This window comes from Bacillus gaemokensis, assembly GCF_001590835.1.
Lineage (GTDB): Bacteria > Bacillota > Bacilli > Bacillales > Bacillaceae_G > Bacillus_A > Bacillus_A gaemokensis.
In genome coordinates this window covers 580,644-600,593 of the sequence record NZ_LTAQ01000001.1, presented here as the reverse complement: position 1 = coordinate 600,593, position 19,950 = coordinate 580,644, and the positions used below count along the sequence as shown (strand labels likewise).

The window sequence follows — 19,950 nt, the reverse complement described above, 5'->3', positions numbered from 1 at the left end:
CTCCCCAACATTCCATATTAGTATAAAATATTGTCAGAAAAAAATCTACAATTTCCATATGAAGATAATATAGATTGTGGTTTTATATTTTTCCTCATTTACAATTCTCTAGAAAAATTCGATTTCCAAGCATGTTAACAGTTGGTAGCTATACTTAAACGGCAGTTGTAAATAATAAAAGTAAAGTGGTTACCGCACACCAATAAGAATCCCGGGGCTTATTGCGTGGCGTTTTATATAGATAAAGGGACAGGTTAACTGCACCTGTTCCTTTGTACTTGTAAAACCAAAGATACCGCATTAGTATTAAGGTATATTGTCAAGTTAGGGAGTAGGAAAAAGTATGAGTGATATACATAAGAAAATTAAAAAGAAACAGTTTGTACCGCTTTATTTACTATATGGAACGGAAGCCTATTTTATAAATGAAACAATAAAGCTTATAACAACGGAAGCATTAGCCGAGGAAGATCGCGAGTTTAATGTTGTAACATATGATTTAGAAGAGGCGTATTTAGAAGAGGTAATTGAAGATGCACGAACGCTTCCTTTTTTTGGGGAACGTAAAGTATTATTAATTAAATCTCCATTATTTTTAACGTCACAAAAAGAAAAATTAGAGCAAAATATAAAAATTCTAGAAGAATATATTACGGAGCCGTCACCGTTTTCGATTATTGTATTTGTGGCTCCTTATGAAAAGTTAGATGAACGGAAAAAAATTACGAAGTTACTAAAGAAAACAGCGGATGTAGTAGAAGCAAATGCAATGCAAGTACAGGACGTTCGTAAATGGGTTGTGGCCCGTGCAGAAGAAGCGCATATTCATATTGGAGAGGAAGCTGTCAGCTTACTGTTAGATCTTGTAGGAAGTAATGTAACGATGCTAGCACAGGAAATGGACAAGCTGACGCTTTATGTTGGTATGGGGGAAGAGATTACAACCAACCTTGTAGCAGAGTTAGTTCCTAAATCGGTTGAGCAAAATGTATTTGCATTGACAGAAAAAGTAGTGAAAAAAGATATTGCTGGAGCGATGCAAATTTTACATGGCTTATTTACGCAACAAGAGGAGCCTATTAAATTGTTAGCATTATTAGTTAGTCAATTCCGCTTGCTTTACCAAGTAAAAGAGTTACAACAGCGTGGATATGGACAGAATCAAATTGCTTCGCATATTGGTGTTCATCCGTACAGGGTGAAGTTAGCGATGAACCAAACGAAGTTTTTTTCATTTGAAGAATTAAAAAAGGTTATTTTAGAGTTAGCTGAAGCTGATTATAGTATGAAGACAGGGAAGATGGATAAGAAGCTTGTTTTAGAATTTTTCTTAATGCGATTGAATCACATTGGATAAAGTAAAAATGAAGATAGATAGAAAAAAGTTCGTGCGATTTTCCGCATGAACTTTTTGGTATATAAAAAAACGATCCGAATGGATCGTTTTTTAAACGCCTTACGCGTTTACTTTTTTCGCTAAGCGAGATTTTTGACGAGCTGCAGCGTTTTGGTGGATAAGACCTTTACGAGCTGCTTTGTCAAGTTTTTTAGAAGCAGTTTTGAAAGCTTCTTTAGCATTTTCAAGATCGTTATTAGTAACTAAAGCTTCTACAGTTTTAACAGCTGAACGCATGTCAGACTTGATAGAAGCGTTATGTGCACGACGCTCTTCGCTAAGTTTAGCGCGTTTGATAGCAGATTTAATGTTTGCCATACTTTTCACCTCCCTGGTGCGATCGAGTGACTCGATACTTACATAGAACAAGTGATATTCTATCAAACGGAGAAGAGAATTGCAATAGCGAGATCAATGAAATTTCATGTAAAGGAAAGAATGACCTTATATATTTTTGGGGAATCTAACTATATTTACTATGAATTGCGGAGGAGATACGATGAAAGAACCATTAGATTTAAGTAAATATAGTGTTAGGACAGACCTTGCAGTAGAGGCGCATCAAATGTTACAAGAGCGTCAACAAGAGAAAAAAAGTATTAACGGCGTTATTGTAAAAGAGCGTGAAGAAGAGGGGGTTACGATTACAAAAGTTATAATCGATGAAAGTGCTTCTGAATCAATGGGTAAAAAACCAGGGAATTATTTAACGCTTGAAGTGCAAGGGATTCGTCAACAAGACACGGAACTGCAGCAAAAAGTGGAACGAATTTTTGCAAAAGAATTTTCATATTTATTAGAAGAAATTGGAATTGATAAAGAGGCGAGTTGTTTAATCGTAGGACTCGGAAACTGGAATGTAACACCAGATGCACTGGGACCAATTGTCGTAGAGAATGTACTTGTAACCCGTCATCTGTTTAAATTACAACCTGAAAGTGTAGAGGAAGGCTTTCGTCCTGTTAGTGCTATCCGTCCGGGAGTAATGGGGATTACAGGGATTGAAACAAGCGATGTGATTTATGGAATCATTGAAAAAACAAAGCCTGATTTTGTTATTGCGATTGATGCACTTGCTGCTCGGTCAATTGAACGAGTAAACAGTACGATTCAAATTTCAGATACAGGGATTCATCCGGGTTCTGGAGTTGGGAATAAACGAAAAGAACTGAGTAAAGAAACACTAGGAATTCCTGTTATCGCTATTGGTGTTCCAACGGTTGTTGATGCCGTTTCAATTACGAGCGATACGATTGATTTTATCCTAAAACATTTTGGGCGTGAAATGAAAGAAGGTGACAAGCCGTCGCGTTCTTTATTGCCAGCTGGGTTTACATTTGGAGAGAAGAAAAAATTAACAGAGGAAGATATGCCAGATGAAAAAAGTCGTAATATGTTTCTAGGGGCAGTGGGCACATTGGAAGATGAAGAAAAGCGGAAATTAATTTATGAAGTGCTAGCCCCTCTCGGTCATAACTTAATGGTGACACCGAAAGAAGTCGATACATTTATTGAAGATATGGCAAATGTAATAGCTAGCGGTTTAAATGCTGCGCTCCATCATCAAGTGGATCAAGACAATACAGGGGCGTATACGCATTGATGAGAGGAGCGAAGACAGTTGAGTCGATTTGCGCTCCAGTGTATAAGTGGTGTTATTTTGTTTTTGTTTATGATGTTGATTGGGATTTGGATCGCTAACCACGGTTTGAAAAGCATGAAGGGATATCGCCAACCAACATATGAACAAATTGCTCATATGACGGGGACGAAGAACTCAAATGTTGAGATGGAGATTTTAGGAGAGACATTTTCCGCTCATGAAAAACAAAAAACGTTAGAAAATCTTAGAAGTTTTAATGTTGTAGAAGCGGCGGGAAGGGGGATTACGGAATTCACTCGAAACGTTGCCAAATTCGGCACTGATATAGTAATTGGGAAAATAAAAGAAATTTTTATCCAACTAGAAGGATGAAAAATGGTTGTCTTATGTTTTTTTAAGACAACTATTTTTTGTTAGAAAAAGGTTTGTCTCTTGTTTTTTGCTCGCATAAGATAAAGATAAGATGATTTGTCTTGCAAGCGGCACGAGTTTTCATTGAATCTTTGCTGCTCTATTGATATAATCAGTGCTAGTGTATATTGGCGAGACTATTAGGAGTTGAGAACATAGATGAATAAAGAAGAAAGAGCAAAAAGGCAGTCTAACATTCGTAACTTCTCCATCATTGCTCACATTGATCACGGAAAATCAACGTTAGCAGACCGTATTTTGGAGAAAACAAACGCGTTAACACAACGCGAAATGAAAGCTCAATTACTTGACTCTATGGATTTAGAGCGTGAGCGTGGCATTACAATTAAATTAAATGCAGTTCAATTAACGTATACAGCAAAAAACGGCGAAGAATATACTCTTCATTTAATCGATACACCAGGACATGTCGACTTTACGTACGAAGTATCTCGTAGTTTAGCGGCTTGTGAAGGTGCAATCCTTGTTGTCGATGCAGCACAAGGAATCGAGGCGCAAACATTAGCAAACGTATATTTAGCGCTTGATAATAATTTAGAAATTTTACCGGTTATTAATAAAATTGATTTACCGAGTGCTGACCCAGAACGTGTTCGTCAAGAAGTAGAAGACGTAATTGGTTTAGATGCATCAGAAGCTGTACTTGCTTCAGCGAAAGCTGGGATTGGTATTGAAGACATTTTAGAACAAATCGTTGAAAAAGTACCAGCTCCATCAGGAGATTCTGAAGAGCCGTTACAATGTATGATTTTTGACTCTTTATATGACCCATACCGCGGCGTAATTGCGTATATCCGTGTTGTAAACGGTACAGTAAAAGTCGGCGATAAAGTACGTATGATGGCAACTGGTAAAGAGTTTGAAGTAACAGAAGTAGGTGTATTCACACCGAAAACAACGCAACGAGAAGAATTAACAGTAGGTGATGTAGGATTCTTAGCAGCATCTATTAAAAACGTGGGAGACACGCGTGTTGGTGATACAATCACACATGCGAAACGTCCAGCAGCAGAACCGTTACCAGGTTATCGTAAATTAAATCCAATGGTATTCTGTGGTTTATATCCAATTGATTCTGCACGTTATAACGATTTACGCGATGCGTTAGAAAAACTGGAATTAAATGATTCGGCTCTTGAATTTGAACCTGAAACATCTCAAGCATTAGGATTCGGTTTCCGTTGTGGATTCCTAGGTTTACTTCACATGGAAATCATTCAAGAACGTATTGAACGTGAATTTAAGATTGACTTAATTACAACAGCGCCAAGCGTTATTTACAAAGTGTATTTAACGAATGGAGAGGATATGATTGTAGATAACCCATCTAATATGCCAGATCCTCAAGCGATCGATCGTGTGGAAGAACCATTTGTAAAAGCGACAATTATGGTTCCAAATGATTACGTTGGGGCTGTAATGGAAATTTGCCAAGGTAAACGTGGTACATTCCTTGATATGCAATACTTAGATGAAACACGTGTTACGTTAACATATGAGATCCCACTTTCTGAAATCGTATATGACTTCTTTGATCAATTGAAGTCTAATACGAAAGGCTATGCGTCATTTGATTACGAGTTAATCGGCTACAAACCATCTAGACTGGTGAAGATGGATATTTTATTAAATAATGAACAAGTCGATGCTTTATCTTTCATTGTGCATCGTGATTCAGCGTATGATCGTGGTAAAGTAATCGTAGAAAAATTAAAAGAATTAATTCCGAGACAACAATTCGAAGTGCCGATCCAGGCGACAATTGGGAACAAAGTTGTAGCGCGTTCTACAATTAAAGCGATGCGTAAAAACGTACTTGCAAAATGTTACGGCGGTGACATTTCTCGTAAACGTAAACTTCTTGATAAACAAAAAGAAGGTAAAAAACGTATGAAGTCTGTTGGTTCTGTAGAAGTACCACAAGAAGCATTCATGGCTGTATTGAAAATGGATGATAATTAATAAAAAAGAAGCCGTTTGTACGGCTTCTTTTTGTGTGTATGATTACTTTTTTAGACATCTTCGCATCTCTCATTTACAATAGTGAAGAAACTTTTTATTGCTAGAAACAACAGTAACCATTGATATAGAGTTAGGAGACTATTGATGTCTGAAAACATTAGAAAAGATATTCAAGAAAAAATACAAAATGGAAATTTTAATTGTGAAAAGGAACTGACACTTTCTATTCTTAGTGGGAAGTGGAAAGTTGTAATCCTATGGCATTTAGGGGTCGAAGGACCACATCGTTTTAGTGAGTTGCAACGACTATTCCCGAACATTTCTCATAAAGTTTTATCGAATCAATTGAAAGAGTTAGCGGAAGATGGAATCATTGGCCGGACAGTATATCCGGAAGTACCTCCGCGTGTAGAGTACTTTATGACGGAACTAGGCATGACACTTTTACCAATCGTCGAAATGATGTATGATTGGGGAAAAATGCGAATGGAACAAATTCGTAACACGTTACAGAAGTAAAGGAGCCTCCGAAGTGCGGAGGTTTTCTTTTTAGAAAGGTAGGAGTATAGTTTGGTACAAGCTGCATATATTCATATTCCGTTTTGTCAGCATATTTGTCACTATTGTGATTTTAATAAAGTATTTATTGAACGTCAGCCTGTTGATCAATATTTACAGTACTTAGAGAAAGAAATAATAAATACGGTGCAAAAGGTACCATTTGAAAATATGAAAACGATTTTTGTTGGGGGCGGAACACCAACGGCGCTAAATATGGAGCAGACAAAAGAGTTGCTTGCTATTATTAATCGTCGTTTGCGCCCATTTGCTCCAAATTGTGAATTAACTTTTGAAGCAAATCCCGGAGACTTACCAAAAGAGAAGCTAAACCTATTGTTAGAAGGTGGTGTAAATCGGATTAGTTTCGGTGTGCAAACGTTCCGTGACGAGTTGCTAGAGAAAATTGGACGTAAGCATACGAGAGAAGATGCATTTGTAGCGATTCGTGAAGCGCAGGAAGTGGGCCTCACAAATATTAATGTGGATTTAATTTATGCACTGCCAGGGCAAACGATAGAAGATGTGAAAGAAACATTAGACATTGCTTTTACACTTGGTGTTCAGCATTTTTCTGCATACTCCTTGATCGTTGAGCCGAAGACGGTTTTTTATAATTTAATGAACAAAGGAAAATTAAGACTTCCAGGGGAAGATCATGAAGCGAAAATGTATGAAATGGTAATGGATGAGATGGAAAAGCATGGTTACCATCAGTATGAAATTAGTAATTTTTCAAAAGAAGGCTATGAAAGTAGACATAATCTCACATACTGGAATAATGAACAGTATTATGGGTTTGGAGCTGGTGCCCATAGCTATGTAAATGGAGAACGAATTCAAAATGTTGGTCCGCTAAAACAATATTTTTCTAAAATTGATGAGACTGGTTTTCCTTACTTAGATGTCCATGAAGTGACGATCAAAGAAAGAATGGAAGAAGAGCTATTTTTAGGGCTTCGGAAAACAAATGGCGTTTCTAAACTGGAATTTCAAAAGAAATTTGGAGTAGAAATGGATGAGATTTTTGCAAAGCAGTTGTTATCTAATAAGGAACATGGATTGCTTCAGGATAAAGAAAAGCATGTTTGTTTGACAAGGCAAGGTAAATTGTTGGGGAATGAAGTATTCCAATCATTCTTAATGGATTAATTAAATGTCTAGTAGGTATGAAAAAGTTTCTCTATTTCGTGACGTTTCCGTTGACAATTCAATGTCAATTTTGGTAAGTTATTAATAGATTTAGCACTCGAAGACAAAGAGTGCTAACAGAGGTGATGATGAGATGCTTACGGAACGTCAGCTCTTAATTTTACAAACAATTATTGATGACTTTATTGGGTCAGCACAACCTGTTGGATCAAGAACATTGGCTAAGAAAGATGAAATTACATTTAGTTCAGCTACTATCCGAAATGAAATGGCTGATTTAGAAGAGTTAGGGTTTATTGAAAAGACGCATAGTTCTTCTGGACGTGTTCCTTCGGAGAAAGGCTATCGATTTTATGTGGACCATCTTTTAGCGCCTCAACATTTACCAAACGAGGACATTGTACAGATTAAAGATTTATTTGCTGAAAGGATTTTTGAAGCAGAAAAAGTTGCACAGCAATCTGCTCAGATTTTATCAGAACTCACAAACTATACGGCAATTGTTCTTGGGCCGAAGGTGGGTACAAATAAATTGAAAAATGTACAGATTGTTCCACTTGATCAGCAAACAGCGGTTGCGATTATTGTAACGGATACAGGGCATGTACAAAGCAAAACGATTACCGTTCCGGAATCTGTTGATTTATCAGATTTAGAAAAAATGGTTAATATTTTAAACGAGAAGTTATCTGGTGTACCAATGGCAGAACTGCATAATAAAATTTTAAAAGAAATTGTGACAGTACTGCGCCAATATGTCCACAATTATGATAGTGCGATAAAAATGTTGGATGGTACATTTCAAGTTCCTTTGTCGGAAAAGATATACTTTGGTGGGAAAGCAAATATGCTTTCGCAGCCGGAGTTTCATGACATCCAAAAGGTACGCTCCTTGCTGACAATGATTGATAACGAAGCTGAATTTTACGATATTTTACGTAATAAACAAGTTGGAATTCAAGTGAAAATTGGTCGTGAAAATACTTCAACAGCGATGGAAGATTGCAGTTTAATTTCTGCAACATATTCAATTGGTGAAGAACAGCTTGGAACAATTGCCATTTTAGGTCCGACAAGAATGCAATACTCTCGGGTGATTAGTTTGTTACAATTGTTTACAAGACAATTTACAGGTGGTCTAAATGGATTTTATAAATCAAAATAATAAATTCGCCCAAGCGGTGAACATTTTCATTGCGGGTGTGTAACATAAAAAAATACTTGGGTGCTCATGCTTCTTGTGAGTCCTGGTACTTTTTAAGGAGGTGAAAGTTGTGGAAGAGCGTAACGAACAAGTGGCTGAAGAAGTAAAGGAAGCACAAACAGAAGAAACTGTCGAAGCTGAAAACAGTGAAGAAACTGTCGTAGAAAAAAGTGAAGCGGCTCTTTTACAAGAACAAGTAGATGAACTGCAAGCGAAACTGACGGAAACGGAAGGTCGCACACTACGTCTACAAGCCGATTTTGAAAACTATAAGCGCCGCGTTCAACTAGATAAGCAAGCGGCTGAAAAATATAGATCACAAAGTCTTGTGTCAGATATTTTACCAGCTCTTGATAATTTTGAAAGAGCGATGCAAGTGGAAGCAAGCGATGAGCAGATGAAGTCCTTGTTACAAGGGATGGAAATGGTACATCGTCAATTGCTAGAAGCGCTGACAAAAGAAGGTGTCGAGGTAATTGAATCGGTTGGAAAACCGTTTGATCCTCATGAACATCAAGCTGTCATGCAAGTAGAAGACAGTGAGTTTGAATCAAACGCGGTTGTGGAAGAATTCCAAAAAGGTTATAAGCTGAAAGACCGTGTGATTCGCCCATCAATGGTAAAAGTAAATCAATAATTTACATAAATGTAGGAGGTTTCGCCATGAGTAAAATTATCGGTATTGACTTAGGTACAACAAACTCTTGTGTAGCTGTTATGGAAGGTGGAGAACCAAAGGTTATTCCAAATCCAGAAGGGAACCGTACAACGCCTTCTGTTGTAGCTTTCAAAAATGAAGAGCGTCAAGTTGGGGAAGTAGCGAAGCGTCAAGCGATCACGAACCCAAATACAATCATGTCTGTTAAACGTCATATGGGTACAGACTATAAAGTAGAAGTTGAGGGTAAAGATTACACACCTCAAGAAATTTCTGCAATCATTTTACAAAACTTAAAGGCTTCTGCTGAAGCATACTTAGGTGAAACAGTAACGAAAGCTGTTATCACTGTACCAGCATACTTCAACGATGCAGAGCGCCAAGCAACAAAAGATGCAGGTCGCATCGCTGGTTTAGAAGTAGAACGTATTATTAACGAACCAACAGCAGCAGCACTTGCTTACGGTTTAGAAAAACAAGACGAAGAACAAAAAGTTCTTGTATATGACTTAGGTGGCGGTACATTTGACGTATCTATCCTTGAATTAGCAGATGGAACATTTGAAGTTATTTCAACTGCTGGTGACAACCGTCTTGGTGGTGACGACTTTGACCAAGTTATCATCGATCATTTAGTAGCTGAGTTCAAAAAAGAAAACAACATTGATTTAAGCCAAGATAAAATGGCGCTTCAACGTTTGAAAGATGCAGCTGAAAAAGCGAAAAAAGATCTTTCTGGTGTAACGCAAACACAAATTTCATTACCATTCATTAGTGCTGGAGCTGCTGGTCCATTACACTTAGAATTAAACTTAACAAGAGCGAAATTCGAAGAACTTTCAGCTAACCTTGTTGAAAGAACATTAGAGCCAACTCGTCGTGCATTAAAAGATGCTGGATTTGCTCCAAGTGAATTAGATAAAGTTATTCTTGTTGGTGGTTCTACTCGTATCCCAGCTGTACAAGAAGCGATTAAACGTGAAACTGGTAAAGAACCATATAAAGGTGTAAACCCTGATGAAGTTGTAGCATTAGGTGCTGCAGTTCAGGGTGGTGTACTTACTGGTGATGTAAAAGGCGTTCTATTATTAGATGTAACTCCACTTTCTTTAGGTATTGAAACTATGGGTGGCGTATTCACAAAATTAATCGAGCGTAACACAACGATTCCAACAAGTAAGTCACAAGTATTCTCAACTGCTGCTGATAACCAACCTGCGGTAGACATTCACGTATTACAAGGTGAGCGTCCAATGTCAGCTGACAACAAAACACTAGGTCGTTTCCAATTAACAGACCTTCCACCAGCACCACGTGGTATCCCACAAATCGAAGTAACATTCGATATTGATGCGAACGGTATTGTTAACGTACGTGCGAAAGACTTAGGAACAAGTAAAGAACAAACAATTACAATCCAATCTTCTTCAGGTCTTTCTGATGAAGAAGTAGAGCGTATGGTACAAGAAGCAGAAGCAAATGCTGATTCTGACCAAAAACGTAAAGAAGAAGTTGAACTTCGTAATGAAGCTGACCAACTTGTATTCCAAACAGACAAAGTTGTAAAAGACTTAGAAGGCAAAGTAGATGCAGCTGAAGTAGCAAAAGCAACTGAAGCGAAAGAAGCATTACAAGCGGCAATCGAGAAAAATGAGCTTGATGAAATCCGTGCGAAAAAAGATGCGCTTCAAGAAATCGTGCAACAATTAACTGTAAAATTGTATGAGCAAGCTCAAGCTGCTGCAGGAGCAGGGCAAGCAGAAGGCGCGCAAGGTAACGCTGGTGCGAAAAATGATAATGTAGTTGACGCTGAGTTTGAAGAAGTAAAAGAAGATAAGAAATAAGTAAAACGAAATAAGTAAGATGACAAAAAGTCAAAGTCAAGCGTGCCTTGGCTTTGGCTTTTTTCACGAATGAGGAAAGGTCTAGTAGTGGTTAAGGCTTTTATATGGAGGTCTTAAGTTTTTCACTTTGCATACTGATAAGTGAGGAAACTTTGTTGCAAAGCACTTTCTTTCGGTGGTAAAATTACGTTTATGTGAAAGATTCGGGGGTTACAAATTTATGAATAAACGAGATTATTATGAGGTGCTCGGTCTTAGCAAGGGTGCTTCAAAAGATGAAATTAAAAAAGCATACCGTCGTTTGGCTAAGAAATATCATCCAGACGTGAGTAAAGAAGCAAATGCAATTGAAAAGTTTAAAGAAGTACAAGAAGCATACGAAGTTTTAAGTGATGATCAAAAACGAGCGCAGTACGATCAGTTTGGTCATGCTGATCCAAATCAAGGATTCGGCGGCGGAGACTTTGGTGGTGGCTTCGGATTTGAAGATATCTTTAGCTCGTTCTTTGGCGGAGGTGGCGGTCGACGTCGTGATCCAAATGCACCGCGCCAAGGTGCTGACTTACAATATCAAGTTACTTTAAATTTTGAAGAAGCTATTTTTGGTAAGGAATTAAACGTTGAAATTCCGGTAGAAGACCCTTGTGATACATGTCATGGCAACGGTGCGAAACCAGGAACTTCAAAAGAAACATGTAAACATTGTTCAGGAACAGGGCAAGTGAGTGTCGAACAAAATACACCGTTTGGTCGTATTGTAAACCGTCAAGCTTGTAATCACTGTTCAGGAACAGGACAAATGATTAAAGAGAAATGTACAACATGCCATGGCTCTGGAAAAGTGCGTAAACGTAAAAAAATTAACGTTAAAATTCCAGCAGGTATTGATAACGGTCAACAAATCCGTGTTACTGGTAAAGGTGAAGCGGGTGTAAATGGAGGACCGGCAGGTGATTTATACGTTGTTGTTCAAGTTAGAAATCATGAGTTCTTTGAGCGTGATGGTGATCACATTATTTGTGAAATGCCATTAACGTTTACGCAAGTAGCACTTGGCGCTGAAGTGGAAGTTCCAACTGTTCACGGGAAGGTGAAATTGAAAATTCCAGCAGGAACACAAACGGGAACAGAATTCCGCTTAAAAGGAAAAGGGGCTCCAAATGTACGCGGATATGGTCAAGGGGATCAATACGTAGTGATTCGTGTTGTTGTGCCAAAGAAATTAACGTCACATCAAAAAGAATTATTGCGTGAATTTGCGGGACAAGAAGATCAAGATGATAGCCTATTTGGAAAGCTTAAACGAGCTTTTAAAGGGGAATAATGGAAATAAAAAATGGAGTTGGTAAATTGTGAAATGGTCAGAAATTAGTATTCATACAACAGAGGAAGCAGTAGAGGCAGTCTCTCATATTTTGCACGAAGCAGGCGCTAGTGGTGTAGCAATTGAAGATCCGGCAGAGTTAACAAAAGAGCGTGAGCAACAGTATGGTGAAATTTATGCGCTTAATCCAGCTGAATACCCAGAGGATGGCGTGTTAATAAAAGCATACTTCCCACAAACGGATTCTTTACACGAAACAGTTGCAAGTGTAAAATCATCTATTGATGTACTTCCATCTTACGACATCGAAATTGGTACGGGAAACATTACCATTAACGAAGTTGATGAAGAAGATTGGGCTACTGCTTGGAAAAAGTATTATCATCCAGTTCAAATTTCTGATACATTCACAATTGTGCCAACTTGGGAAGAGTACACACCTTCTTCTCCAGATGAAAAAATTATTGAATTAGATCCAGGAATGGCATTTGGTACAGGAACACATCCTACAACAACAATGTGTATTCGTGCATTAGAGAAAACAGTTCAGCAAGGAGATACAGTAATTGATGTTGGAACAGGTTCTGGTGTATTAAGTATTGCTGCGGCGAAGTTAGGCGCAGCATCTATTCAGGCTTATGATCTAGATCCAGTTGCAGTTGAAAGTGCCGAAATGAACGTGCGTTTAAATAAAACAGATGATGTCGTATCTGTCGGGCAAAATAGTTTATTAGAAGGTATTGAAGGCCCAGTAGACTTGATTGTAGCGAATTTACTTGCAGAAATTATCCTTCTGTTCCCTGAAGATGCAGCAAGAGTTGTAAAGCAGGGTGGACTATTTATTACATCTGGTATTATTGAAGCAAAAGAAAAAGTGATTTCTGAGGCACTAGAAAAAGCTGGATTTACAATTGAAGAAGTGTTAAGAATGGAAGATTGGGTAGCAATCATTGCGCGAAATGCGTAATATATAATTTATGTTTATAAGGAACGGAAGAGTCTCTCGCTATAGGAAGTGAGGGACTTGCCGTTTGTTATATTAAAATGATAACGTTTCGTTCTTTTCGTAAGTGAGGACTTACGAAAGGAACGAAACTCTACTAAGGTGATGAGATGCAACGTTATTTTGTAGAAGAGAAATATGTAAATGATGCAAGTATTCGTATTGTAGGTGATGATGTACATCATATTGCAAGGGTGATGCGAATGTCAGCTGGTGATCACATTTATTGCTGTGTAAACGGAAAAACAGCGCAGTGTACAATTGCTGAAATTACCAGTGAATTTGTGGATAGTACTATTGTAGAATGGATAGAGACGTCAAGTGAACTGCCAGTGTTCGTGACGATTGCAAGTGGACTGCCAAAAGGAGACAAGCTAGAGTTAATTTTTCAAAAAGGAACTGAGCTTGGGGCAGCTGCATTCTTACCATTTCAAGCGTCTCGTTCTATCGTAAAATGGGATGCAAAAAAAGCAGATAAAAAAGTTGAGCGTTTGAGAAAAATTGTGAAAGAAGCAGCGGAACAATCGCATAGAAGTGAAATTCCAAATGTACACGCCCCTGTATCATTTAAACAATTGCTTGCAATGAGCAGTGAGTATGATGTTTGTCTTGTTGCATATGAAGAAGAAGCAAAGCAAGGTGAAAAAGCTAATTTTGCGAAAGCTTTATCGACAATTGAGCTTGGTCAAAAACTATTGATTGTATTTGGCCCAGAAGGTGGATTATCAGAGGAAGAAATTTCTACGCTGCGTGAACATAAATTTATACCATGTAGTTTAGGACCGAGGATTTTAAGAACAGAAACGGCGCCGCTTTACGCATTAAGTGCCGCTTCTTATCATTTTGAATTGATGGGGTGATGATCAATGACAACTGTTGCGTTCCACACGTTAGGTTGTAAAGTAAACCACTATGAAACAGAAGCGATTTGGCAATTGTTTAAACAAGGTGGTTATGATAGAACTGAATATGAAAAGAAAGCTGATGTGTATGTCATTAATACATGTACAGTAACAAATACTGGAGATAAAAAAAGCCGTCAAGTTATTAGGCGTGCTGTACGTCAAAATCCAGACGCTGTTATTTGTGTAACAGGATGTTACGCACAAACGTCTCCAGCAGAAATTATGGCGATTCCAGGTGTGGATATCGTTGTTGGTACGCAAGATCGTGAGAAAATGTTAGGGTATATTGAAGAATTCCGTAAAGAACGTCAGCCAATCAATGCTGTCCGTAACATTATGAAAACACGTGTGTATGAAGAGTTAGATGTACCGTACTTCACGGACCGTACACGAGCATCTTTAAAAATACAAGAAGGTTGTAATAACTTCTGTACGTTCTGTATCATTCCTTGGGCACGTGGTTTAATGCGTTCCCGTGACGGGAAAGAAGTTATTCACCAAGCACAACAATTAGTGGATGCAGGATATAAAGAAATTGTTTTAACTGGTATCCATACAGGTGGATACGGAGAAGATATGAAGACTTACAATTTAGCTGGATTGCTTCGTGATATGGAAGCGCAGGTAAATGGTTTGAAGCGTCTTCGTATTTCTTCAATTGAAGCGAGTCAAATTTCAGACGAAGTAATTGAAGTATTAGATAAATCAGAAGTAGTTGTGCGTCACTTGCACATTCCTCTGCAATCTGGATCTAACACTGTATTAAAACGTATGCGACGTAAATATACGATGGAATTTTTCCAAGAGCGCTTAGATCGTTTGAAAGAGGCGTTACCAGGACTTGCAATTACTTCAGACGTAATCGTTGGTTTCCCAGGTGAGACAGAAGAAGAATTTATGGAAACATATAATTTCATTAAAGAGAATCGTTTCTCTGAATTGCACGTTTTCCCTTATTCAAAACGTACAGGAACACCTGCGGCACGCATGGAAGATCAAATTCCTGAAGATGTAAAAAATGATCGTGTTCATCGTTTGATCGAATTATCAAATCAATTAGCGAAAGAATACGCTTCTCAATTTGAAGGTGAAGTTCTTGAGATTATCCCTGAAGAGCCTTTTAAAGATGGTGAACGTGAAGATTTATATGTAGGTTACACAGACAATTATTTAAAAGTTGTCTTTGAAGGATCGGAAGAATTAATTGGTAAGCTTGTAAAAGTGAAAATTACAAAAGCTGGTTATCCATATAACGAAGCGCAATTTGTTCGTGTTCTTGAAGAAGAAGTGAAAAAAGAATCAGCGAGTGCGTAAGGAGAAAGCATGTAAACGAAAAGGGTTTGCATGCTTTTTTCTTTGGTGGAGAAGTTAAGATATGAAGTTGTAATATTTCATGCTATAATGCTAACCGTTATGGTTGTCAGACAACCGCTTAGTGAAGGAAGGGGCATATGAAAAATGAACTATGCAAAATTAATTGACCACACACTATTAAAACCAGATACAAAAAAAACAGCAATTGTTACATTATGTGAAGAGGCAAAGAAACATGATTTCGCGTCTGTATGTGTAAACCCTACTTGGATTGAAACGGCGGCTGAATTATTAAAAGGTACGGATGTAAAAGTTTGTACAGTAATTGGTTTCCCGCTCGGAGCGAATACACCAGAGACAAAAGCATTTGAAACAAAAGATGCAATTGCAAAAGGTGCAACAGAAGTTGATATGGTAATTAACATTGGTGCATTAAAAGATAAAAATGATGAGTTAGTAGAGCGTGACGTTCGTGCAGTTGTAGAAGCTGCGAAAGGAAAAGCACTTGTCAAAATTATTATTGAAACATGCCTATTAACAGAAGAAGAAAAAGTTCGTGCTTGTGAACTATCTGTAAAAGCAGGTGTAGATTTTGTGAAAACATCAACTGGCTTCTCGACAGGTGGAGCAACAGTGGAGGATGTAACATTAATGAGAAAAACAGTTGGACCAAAAATTGGTGTGAAAGCTTCTGGTGGTGTACGTAACGGACAAGATATGGATGCGATGGTAGAAGCGGGAGCGACGCGCATTGGTACAAGTGCTGGCGTTGCGCTAGTGAGCGGGAAAACAGCAACAACTGATTATTAATATAAAAGTGGAAGCCGCTCGTTCAGAATTGGAGGGCACTGTAGTTGGATAATTTAAAAGCGAAAACAACTAGAATTAGATAAAACAATGTGCTTAAAAGGTAAAAATTATCAGTTGTAATCCGCGATTTTAATAGGGTTTGAAAAAAAGGAAGAGCCTCTGCTCTTCTTTTATTCTGTCAAATAGTTGACCTGAAGTGATAAAATGTATTATAATCGTAAAAGACATGCTGAAGAAGTGTTTCTTTTTGCATGCTGAAGTTAGTATGTAAGTGTGATGTTTCGGAGGGAGGGAAAGAGAATGTCAAAAACAGTCGTTCGTAAAAACGAGTCTTTGGAGGATGCACTTCGCCGTTTTAAAAGATCGGTTTCTAAAACTGGTACACTTGCTGAAGCAAGAAAGCGCGAGTTTTATGAAAAACCAAGTGTAAAACGTAAGAAGAAATCTGAAGCGGCAAGAAAGCGTAAGTTCTAAGAGAGGGTGTAAGTTATGAGTCTTCTCGGTCGTTTAAACGATGATATGAAACAAGCGATGAAGAGTAAACAAAAAGAAAAATTAACCGTTATTCGTATGGTTAAGGCTGCTTTACAAAATGAAGGTATTAAGCTGCAACGAACTCTTACAGAAGAAGAGGAATTAACAGTTTTAACTCGTGAAGTAAAACAGCATAAGGACTCCCTCCTTGAATTTAAAAAAGCGGGTCGTGATGACCTTGTTGATAAACTGCAAAGTGAAATTCAGATTTTATACACGTATTTGCCAGAGCAATTAACGGAGGAAGAGCTAGCGAACGTAATTAAGCAAGTTATTTCTGAAGTTGGTGCTGTTTCTAAAGCGGATATGGGTAAAGTGATGACTGCTGTTATGCCGAAAGTAAAAGGTAAAGCAGAAGGCTCACTAGTGAATAAGCTGGTTGCCCAGCTATTAGCATAAAAAAACGTCTCATGAGAAATGAGACGTTTTTTTATGCTTTTTTTCTGTTTGGACGTGATATTACAAGCTCTTTTTTCATACATATGGGATGAGAGGGGGGTCTTGGAGATGAAGAAATTAGTACAAATGAAAAATTGGCTAACGAAGCAAATAGACCTACCAGTGGATGTACTAATGGATCTGCCTCGGATTACTCTTGTTGGGCAAGTGCATATTTACATAGAAAATCATCAAGGGTTATTAGTGTTTAGTGATAAAGAAGTACGATTACTACTTAAACAAGGCCAATTGTTAATTAAAGGGAAATCGTTTGTCATTAAAACAATTCTTCCTGAAGAGCTGTTGCTTGAGGGGATAATTGAACAAGTGACATTTTTAGAGAACGATAAAAAAGAAGGGTAAAGCGAAACTTCCATAAGTGAAGTTTTTCTTCTTGTTTCATTACGTACGAGCTGTGCGGAATGTAGAAGCTGATGAATCGTAAACATCGATGCTTTTGAGAAAGGTAGTGGAGGCGAACGATGAAAAATCAATGGTTTACAAAGTGGCTTGGTTATGTAAAGGTTCGAATTGAAGGCAGAGGAGTGGAGCGTTTTATAAATGAGTGTGTCCGTAGAAATTTACTTGTATGGGATGTGAAGAAAATTACGGAGGACACATTGGTCTTTTGTATGTTACTTCGTGATGTGAAGCGGTTGAAACCAATCTATCGAAAAAACGAATGTAAATTATATTTTATCGGTCGCTACGGTTTTCCGTTTTGGAATAAACGTATTCTTAAGAATAGTGGTTTTTTAGTCGGTTTTCTTATCTTTTTTTTCGGTATGATTGCGCTGTCAAATATGGTTTGGAAAATTGAAATTACAGGTGCGAAACCAGAAACAGAATATATACTGATGAAAGAATTGGACAAAATGGGTATTAAAAAAGGTAGATTACAATTTCAGATGCCGAATGTAGAAGATGTTCAACGTCACTTGACGGACAATATTAATGCCATTACGTGGGCAGGTCTAGAAATAAAGGGGACGACGTATCGTTTTAAAATTGTTGAAAAGAATGAACCGAAGAAGGAAAAAGAACAAAAACCACAAAATTTAATTGCAAAAAAAGAGGCAATTATTACAAAGACGTTTGTAGAAACAGGGAAACCGGTTGTTATGAAAAATGATTATGTGGAAAAAGGACAACTTCTTGTATCGGGGGTATTTGGAAACGAGGAAAATCCAACGGTTGTTTCCGCAAAAGGGATTGTATATGGGGAAACGTGGTATAAATCGGAAGTGGCAGTTCCTTTGAAGACAACATTTCAAGTGTATACAGGAAATTCATATAATGAACAGTATATCAGGTTTGGAAGTATTAAAATAAAAATATGGGGATTTCAGCATGATAAGTATAAACGATCACGTACTGAACATGTAAAGCACGATGTGAAATTATTTGGCTTTACATTACCTGTTTCTTACGAAAAAGAGATCGTACGTGAAGAGGAAGAAGCGAACCGTGAGTATACGGAAAAGCAGGCAATGAATGTTGCAAAAGACATGGCGGAAAAAGAACTAAAGAAAAAATTGGATGAACATGCTATGATTGTAAGTGATAAGATTTTGCGTAAAGAGGTTGAGGCAGATCAGCTAAGAGTAATTTTACATTATACAGTGATTGAAAATATTGCAGAGCCACAACCGATATCTGAATCCGATATTCAAGGAGACTGAGTAATGGCAGAACAATTAGTAGAAATGAACCAGCAAGTAGAAAATCATAACGAAGCAATTGCTCTATTTGGAGTAAATGATGCTCATTTAAAAGTAATTGAACGAGAACTGGCTGTATCTATTGTAACCCGGGGTGAATCTGTTCGTGTATCAGGAACAGATGAAGCGGTGATACTTGTTGAGAAAATATTACAGCAATTACTTGCTGTTATTCGTAAAGGTGTATCAATCTCTGAACGAGATGTTGCATATGCAATTCAACTTGGGCGCCAAGGAAAAATTGCTCATTTTGAGGAGTTATATGAAGAGGAAATCTTTAAAACAGCAAAAGGTAAATCAATTCGTGTGAAGACGATGGGGCAAAGGCAGTACATTCATGCGATGAAGAAGAATGATGTTGTATTTGGAATAGGTCCTGCTGGTACAGGGAAGACGTATTTAGCCGTAGTAATGGCTGTGCGAGCCTTAAAACAAGGATATGTGAAAAAAATTATTTTAACAAGACCAGCTGTAGAGGCAGGAGAAAGCTTAGGTTTTTTACCAGGTGATTTAAAAGAAAAAGTAGATCCTTATTTACGTCCTTTGTATGATGCGCTTCACGATATTCTTGGACAAGAATATACACAACGTATGATGGAAAGAGGGACGATCGAAATTGCACCTCTTGCTTATATGAGAGGACGTACGCTTGATGATGCGTTCGTCATTTTAGATGAAGCGCAAAATACGACTGGTGCACAAATAAAAATGTTTTTAACTCGCTTAGGTTTTAGTTCGAAAATGGTCGTTACTGGCGATCCATCGCAGGTTGATTTGCCAAAGGGTGTTAAGTCGGGGCTTTCAATTGCAGTGAACGTTCTATCTGGTGTATCGGGCCTTTCGTTTGTTAAATTAGAACAATCAGATGTTGTAAGGCATCCGCTCGTACAGCGGATTATTGAGGCATATGATAAAATGGAATGATCCTATTTGTCAGGGTCATTTCTTTTTATGTGATAGGGATAAGAAAAGACGGGGTTGGCGAATCATTTGTTTTTTACTATCATTAAAGAATAGACAAGTAAATTTAAGAAGCATGAACAGACAGTGAGATGTAGAGGCCGAAAGAATTAGGTAGAAATTGTAACTGAC

20 protein-coding genes are annotated in these 19,950 nt (G+C 37.8%); 19 read left to right on the top strand and 1 reads right to left on the bottom strand.

Features of this window, described 5'->3' with window-relative positions:
* Positions 1 to 343 precede the first annotated feature (343 nt).
* Positions 344 to 1,357, top strand: a complete 1,014-nt coding sequence (holA, locus tag AZF08_RS03225; RefSeq protein ID WP_033672616.1) for a DNA polymerase III subunit delta — start codon at positions 344 to 346, stop codon at positions 1,355 to 1,357.
* 99 nt (positions 1,358 to 1,456) lie between these two features.
* Here the strand turns inward: holA and rpsT are convergent, their stop codons facing one another.
* The gene (rpsT, locus tag AZF08_RS03220) at positions 1,457 to 1,714 is read right to left on the bottom strand and encodes a 30S ribosomal protein S20 (RefSeq protein WP_017150760.1); all 258 of its coding nucleotides are present in this window, start codon (positions 1,712 to 1,714) and stop codon (positions 1,457 to 1,459) included.
* Between the two features lie 181 nt (positions 1,715 to 1,895).
* Between rpsT and gpr the strand changes: the two genes are divergently transcribed.
* The 18 genes from gpr to AZF08_RS03130 all read left to right on the top strand — a co-directional run bounded on the left by gpr (position 1,896) and on the right by AZF08_RS03130 (position 19,782).
* Positions 1,896 to 2,999, top strand: a complete 1,104-nt coding sequence (gene gpr, locus AZF08_RS03215; protein ID WP_033672615.1) for a GPR endopeptidase — start codon at positions 1,896 to 1,898, stop codon at positions 2,997 to 2,999.
* An 18-nt stretch (positions 3,000 to 3,017) separates the two neighbouring features.
* Positions 3,018 to 3,371 (top strand): YqxA family protein, encoded by a 354-nt coding sequence (locus AZF08_RS03210; RefSeq protein ID WP_033672612.1) that lies wholly within the window; start codon positions 3,018 to 3,020, stop codon positions 3,369 to 3,371.
* A gap of 198 nt (positions 3,372 to 3,569) precedes the next feature.
* On the top strand, positions 3,570 to 5,393 hold the full coding sequence (lepA, locus tag AZF08_RS03205; RefSeq protein WP_033672609.1) for an elongation factor 4: 1,824 nt from the start codon (positions 3,570 to 3,572) through the stop codon (positions 5,391 to 5,393).
* A gap of 144 nt (positions 5,394 to 5,537) precedes the next feature.
* Entirely contained in the window at positions 5,538 to 5,912 is a 375-nt protein-coding gene (locus AZF08_RS03200; RefSeq protein WP_033672607.1) for a winged helix-turn-helix transcriptional regulator, read from the top strand.
* A 51-nt stretch (positions 5,913 to 5,963) separates the two neighbouring features.
* Entirely contained in the window at positions 5,964 to 7,103 is a 1,140-nt protein-coding gene (gene hemW / locus AZF08_RS03195) for a radical SAM family heme chaperone HemW (RefSeq protein WP_033672604.1), read from the top strand.
* Positions 7,104 to 7,236: 133 nt separating this feature from the next.
* A complete protein-coding gene (gene hrcA / locus AZF08_RS03190) occupies positions 7,237 to 8,268 on the top strand; it encodes a heat-inducible transcriptional repressor HrcA (protein ID WP_033672602.1) in 1,032 nt (343 codons plus the stop codon).
* Between the two features lie 109 nt (positions 8,269 to 8,377).
* On the top strand, positions 8,378 to 8,944 hold the full coding sequence (gene grpE / locus AZF08_RS03185) for a nucleotide exchange factor GrpE (protein ID WP_033672601.1): 567 nt from the start codon (positions 8,378 to 8,380) through the stop codon (positions 8,942 to 8,944).
* Between the two features lie 26 nt (positions 8,945 to 8,970).
* Positions 8,971 to 10,809 carry a chaperone protein DnaK gene (dnaK, locus tag AZF08_RS03180; protein ID WP_033672600.1) on the top strand — a complete coding sequence of 613 codons (1,839 nt, stop codon included), beginning with the start codon at positions 8,971 to 8,973 and terminating at the stop codon, positions 10,807 to 10,809.
* Between the two features lie 220 nt (positions 10,810 to 11,029).
* Positions 11,030 to 12,133 carry a molecular chaperone DnaJ gene (gene dnaJ, locus AZF08_RS03175; RefSeq protein WP_033672599.1) on the top strand — a complete coding sequence of 368 codons (1,104 nt, stop codon included), beginning with the start codon at positions 11,030 to 11,032 and terminating at the stop codon, positions 12,131 to 12,133.
* 28 nt (positions 12,134 to 12,161) lie between these two features.
* Entirely contained in the window at positions 12,162 to 13,100 is a 939-nt protein-coding gene (prmA, locus tag AZF08_RS03170; protein WP_033672597.1) for a 50S ribosomal protein L11 methyltransferase, read from the top strand.
* Between the two features lie 146 nt (positions 13,101 to 13,246).
* Positions 13,247 to 13,996 (top strand): 16S rRNA (uracil(1498)-N(3))-methyltransferase, encoded by a 750-nt coding sequence (locus AZF08_RS03165; RefSeq protein ID WP_033672596.1) that lies wholly within the window; start codon positions 13,247 to 13,249, stop codon positions 13,994 to 13,996.
* Positions 13,997 to 14,002: 6 nt separating this feature from the next.
* Positions 14,003 to 15,355: a tRNA (N(6)-L-threonylcarbamoyladenosine(37)-C(2))-methylthiotransferase MtaB gene (mtaB, locus tag AZF08_RS03160; protein WP_033672595.1), complete on the top strand. Its 1,353-nt coding sequence runs from the start codon at positions 14,003 to 14,005 to the stop codon at positions 15,353 to 15,355.
* A gap of 144 nt (positions 15,356 to 15,499) precedes the next feature.
* The gene (gene deoC, locus AZF08_RS03155) at positions 15,500 to 16,165 is read left to right on the top strand and encodes a deoxyribose-phosphate aldolase (RefSeq protein ID WP_033672594.1); all 666 of its coding nucleotides are present in this window, start codon (positions 15,500 to 15,502) and stop codon (positions 16,163 to 16,165) included.
* Positions 16,166 to 16,465: 300 nt separating this feature from the next.
* Positions 16,466 to 16,639, top strand: coding sequence for a 30S ribosomal protein S21 (gene rpsU, locus AZF08_RS03150; protein WP_000048061.1), 174 nt, complete (start codon positions 16,466 to 16,468; stop codon positions 16,637 to 16,639).
* A 15-nt stretch (positions 16,640 to 16,654) separates the two neighbouring features.
* On the top strand, positions 16,655 to 17,098 hold the full coding sequence (locus AZF08_RS03145; protein WP_033672593.1) for a GatB/YqeY domain-containing protein: 444 nt from the start codon (positions 16,655 to 16,657) through the stop codon (positions 17,096 to 17,098).
* A 108-nt stretch (positions 17,099 to 17,206) separates the two neighbouring features.
* Positions 17,207 to 17,500 (top strand): sporulation protein YqfC, encoded by a 294-nt coding sequence (gene yqfC / locus AZF08_RS03140; protein ID WP_033672591.1) that lies wholly within the window; start codon positions 17,207 to 17,209, stop codon positions 17,498 to 17,500.
* Positions 17,501 to 17,619: 119 nt separating this feature from the next.
* Positions 17,620 to 18,819: a sporulation protein YqfD gene (yqfD, locus tag AZF08_RS03135; protein ID WP_033672590.1), complete on the top strand. Its 1,200-nt coding sequence runs from the start codon at positions 17,620 to 17,622 to the stop codon at positions 18,817 to 18,819.
* Positions 18,820 to 18,822: 3 nt separating this feature from the next.
* Positions 18,823 to 19,782 (top strand): PhoH family protein, encoded by a 960-nt coding sequence (locus AZF08_RS03130; RefSeq protein ID WP_033672589.1) that lies wholly within the window; start codon positions 18,823 to 18,825, stop codon positions 19,780 to 19,782.
* The last annotated feature ends 168 nt before the right edge of the window (positions 19,783 to 19,950 follow it).

What these genes read in the sequence shown, in the direction of transcription:
- AZF08_RS03200 (WP_033672607.1), top strand. Translation starts at nt 5,538, where the DNA reads ATGTCTGAAAACATTAGAAAAGATATTCAAGAAAAAATACAAAATGGA.
- hrcA (WP_033672602.1), top strand. Translation starts at nt 7,237, where the DNA reads ATGCTTACGGAACGTCAGCTCTTAATTTTACAAACAATTATTGATGAC.
- dnaK (WP_033672600.1), top strand. Translation starts at nt 8,971, where the DNA reads ATGAGTAAAATTATCGGTATTGACTTAGGTACAACAAACTCTTGTGTA.
- rpsT (WP_017150760.1), bottom strand. Translation starts at nt 1,714, where the DNA reads ATGGCAAACATTAAATCTGCTATCAAACGCGCTAAACTTAGCGAAGAG.
- AZF08_RS03130 (WP_033672589.1), top strand. Translation starts at nt 18,823, where the DNA reads ATGGCAGAACAATTAGTAGAAATGAACCAGCAAGTAGAAAATCATAAC.
- mtaB (WP_033672595.1), top strand. Translation starts at nt 14,003, where the DNA reads ATGACAACTGTTGCGTTCCACACGTTAGGTTGTAAAGTAAACCACTAT.
- dnaJ (WP_033672599.1), top strand. Translation starts at nt 11,030, where the DNA reads ATGAATAAACGAGATTATTATGAGGTGCTCGGTCTTAGCAAGGGTGCT.
- deoC (WP_033672594.1), top strand. Translation starts at nt 15,500, where the DNA reads ATGAACTATGCAAAATTAATTGACCACACACTATTAAAACCAGATACA.
- AZF08_RS03145 (WP_033672593.1), top strand. Translation starts at nt 16,655, where the DNA reads ATGAGTCTTCTCGGTCGTTTAAACGATGATATGAAACAAGCGATGAAG.
- holA (WP_033672616.1), top strand. Translation starts at nt 344, where the DNA reads ATGAGTGATATACATAAGAAAATTAAAAAGAAACAGTTTGTACCGCTT.
- lepA (WP_033672609.1), top strand. Translation starts at nt 3,570, where the DNA reads ATGAATAAAGAAGAAAGAGCAAAAAGGCAGTCTAACATTCGTAACTTC.
- yqfD (WP_033672590.1), top strand. Translation starts at nt 17,620, where the DNA reads ATGAAAAATCAATGGTTTACAAAGTGGCTTGGTTATGTAAAGGTTCGA.
- gpr (WP_033672615.1), top strand. Translation starts at nt 1,896, where the DNA reads ATGAAAGAACCATTAGATTTAAGTAAATATAGTGTTAGGACAGACCTT.
- rpsU (WP_000048061.1), top strand. Translation starts at nt 16,466, where the DNA reads ATGTCAAAAACAGTCGTTCGTAAAAACGAGTCTTTGGAGGATGCACTT.
- AZF08_RS03165 (WP_033672596.1), top strand. Translation starts at nt 13,247, where the DNA reads ATGCAACGTTATTTTGTAGAAGAGAAATATGTAAATGATGCAAGTATT.
- yqfC (WP_033672591.1), top strand. Translation starts at nt 17,207, where the DNA reads ATGAAGAAATTAGTACAAATGAAAAATTGGCTAACGAAGCAAATAGAC.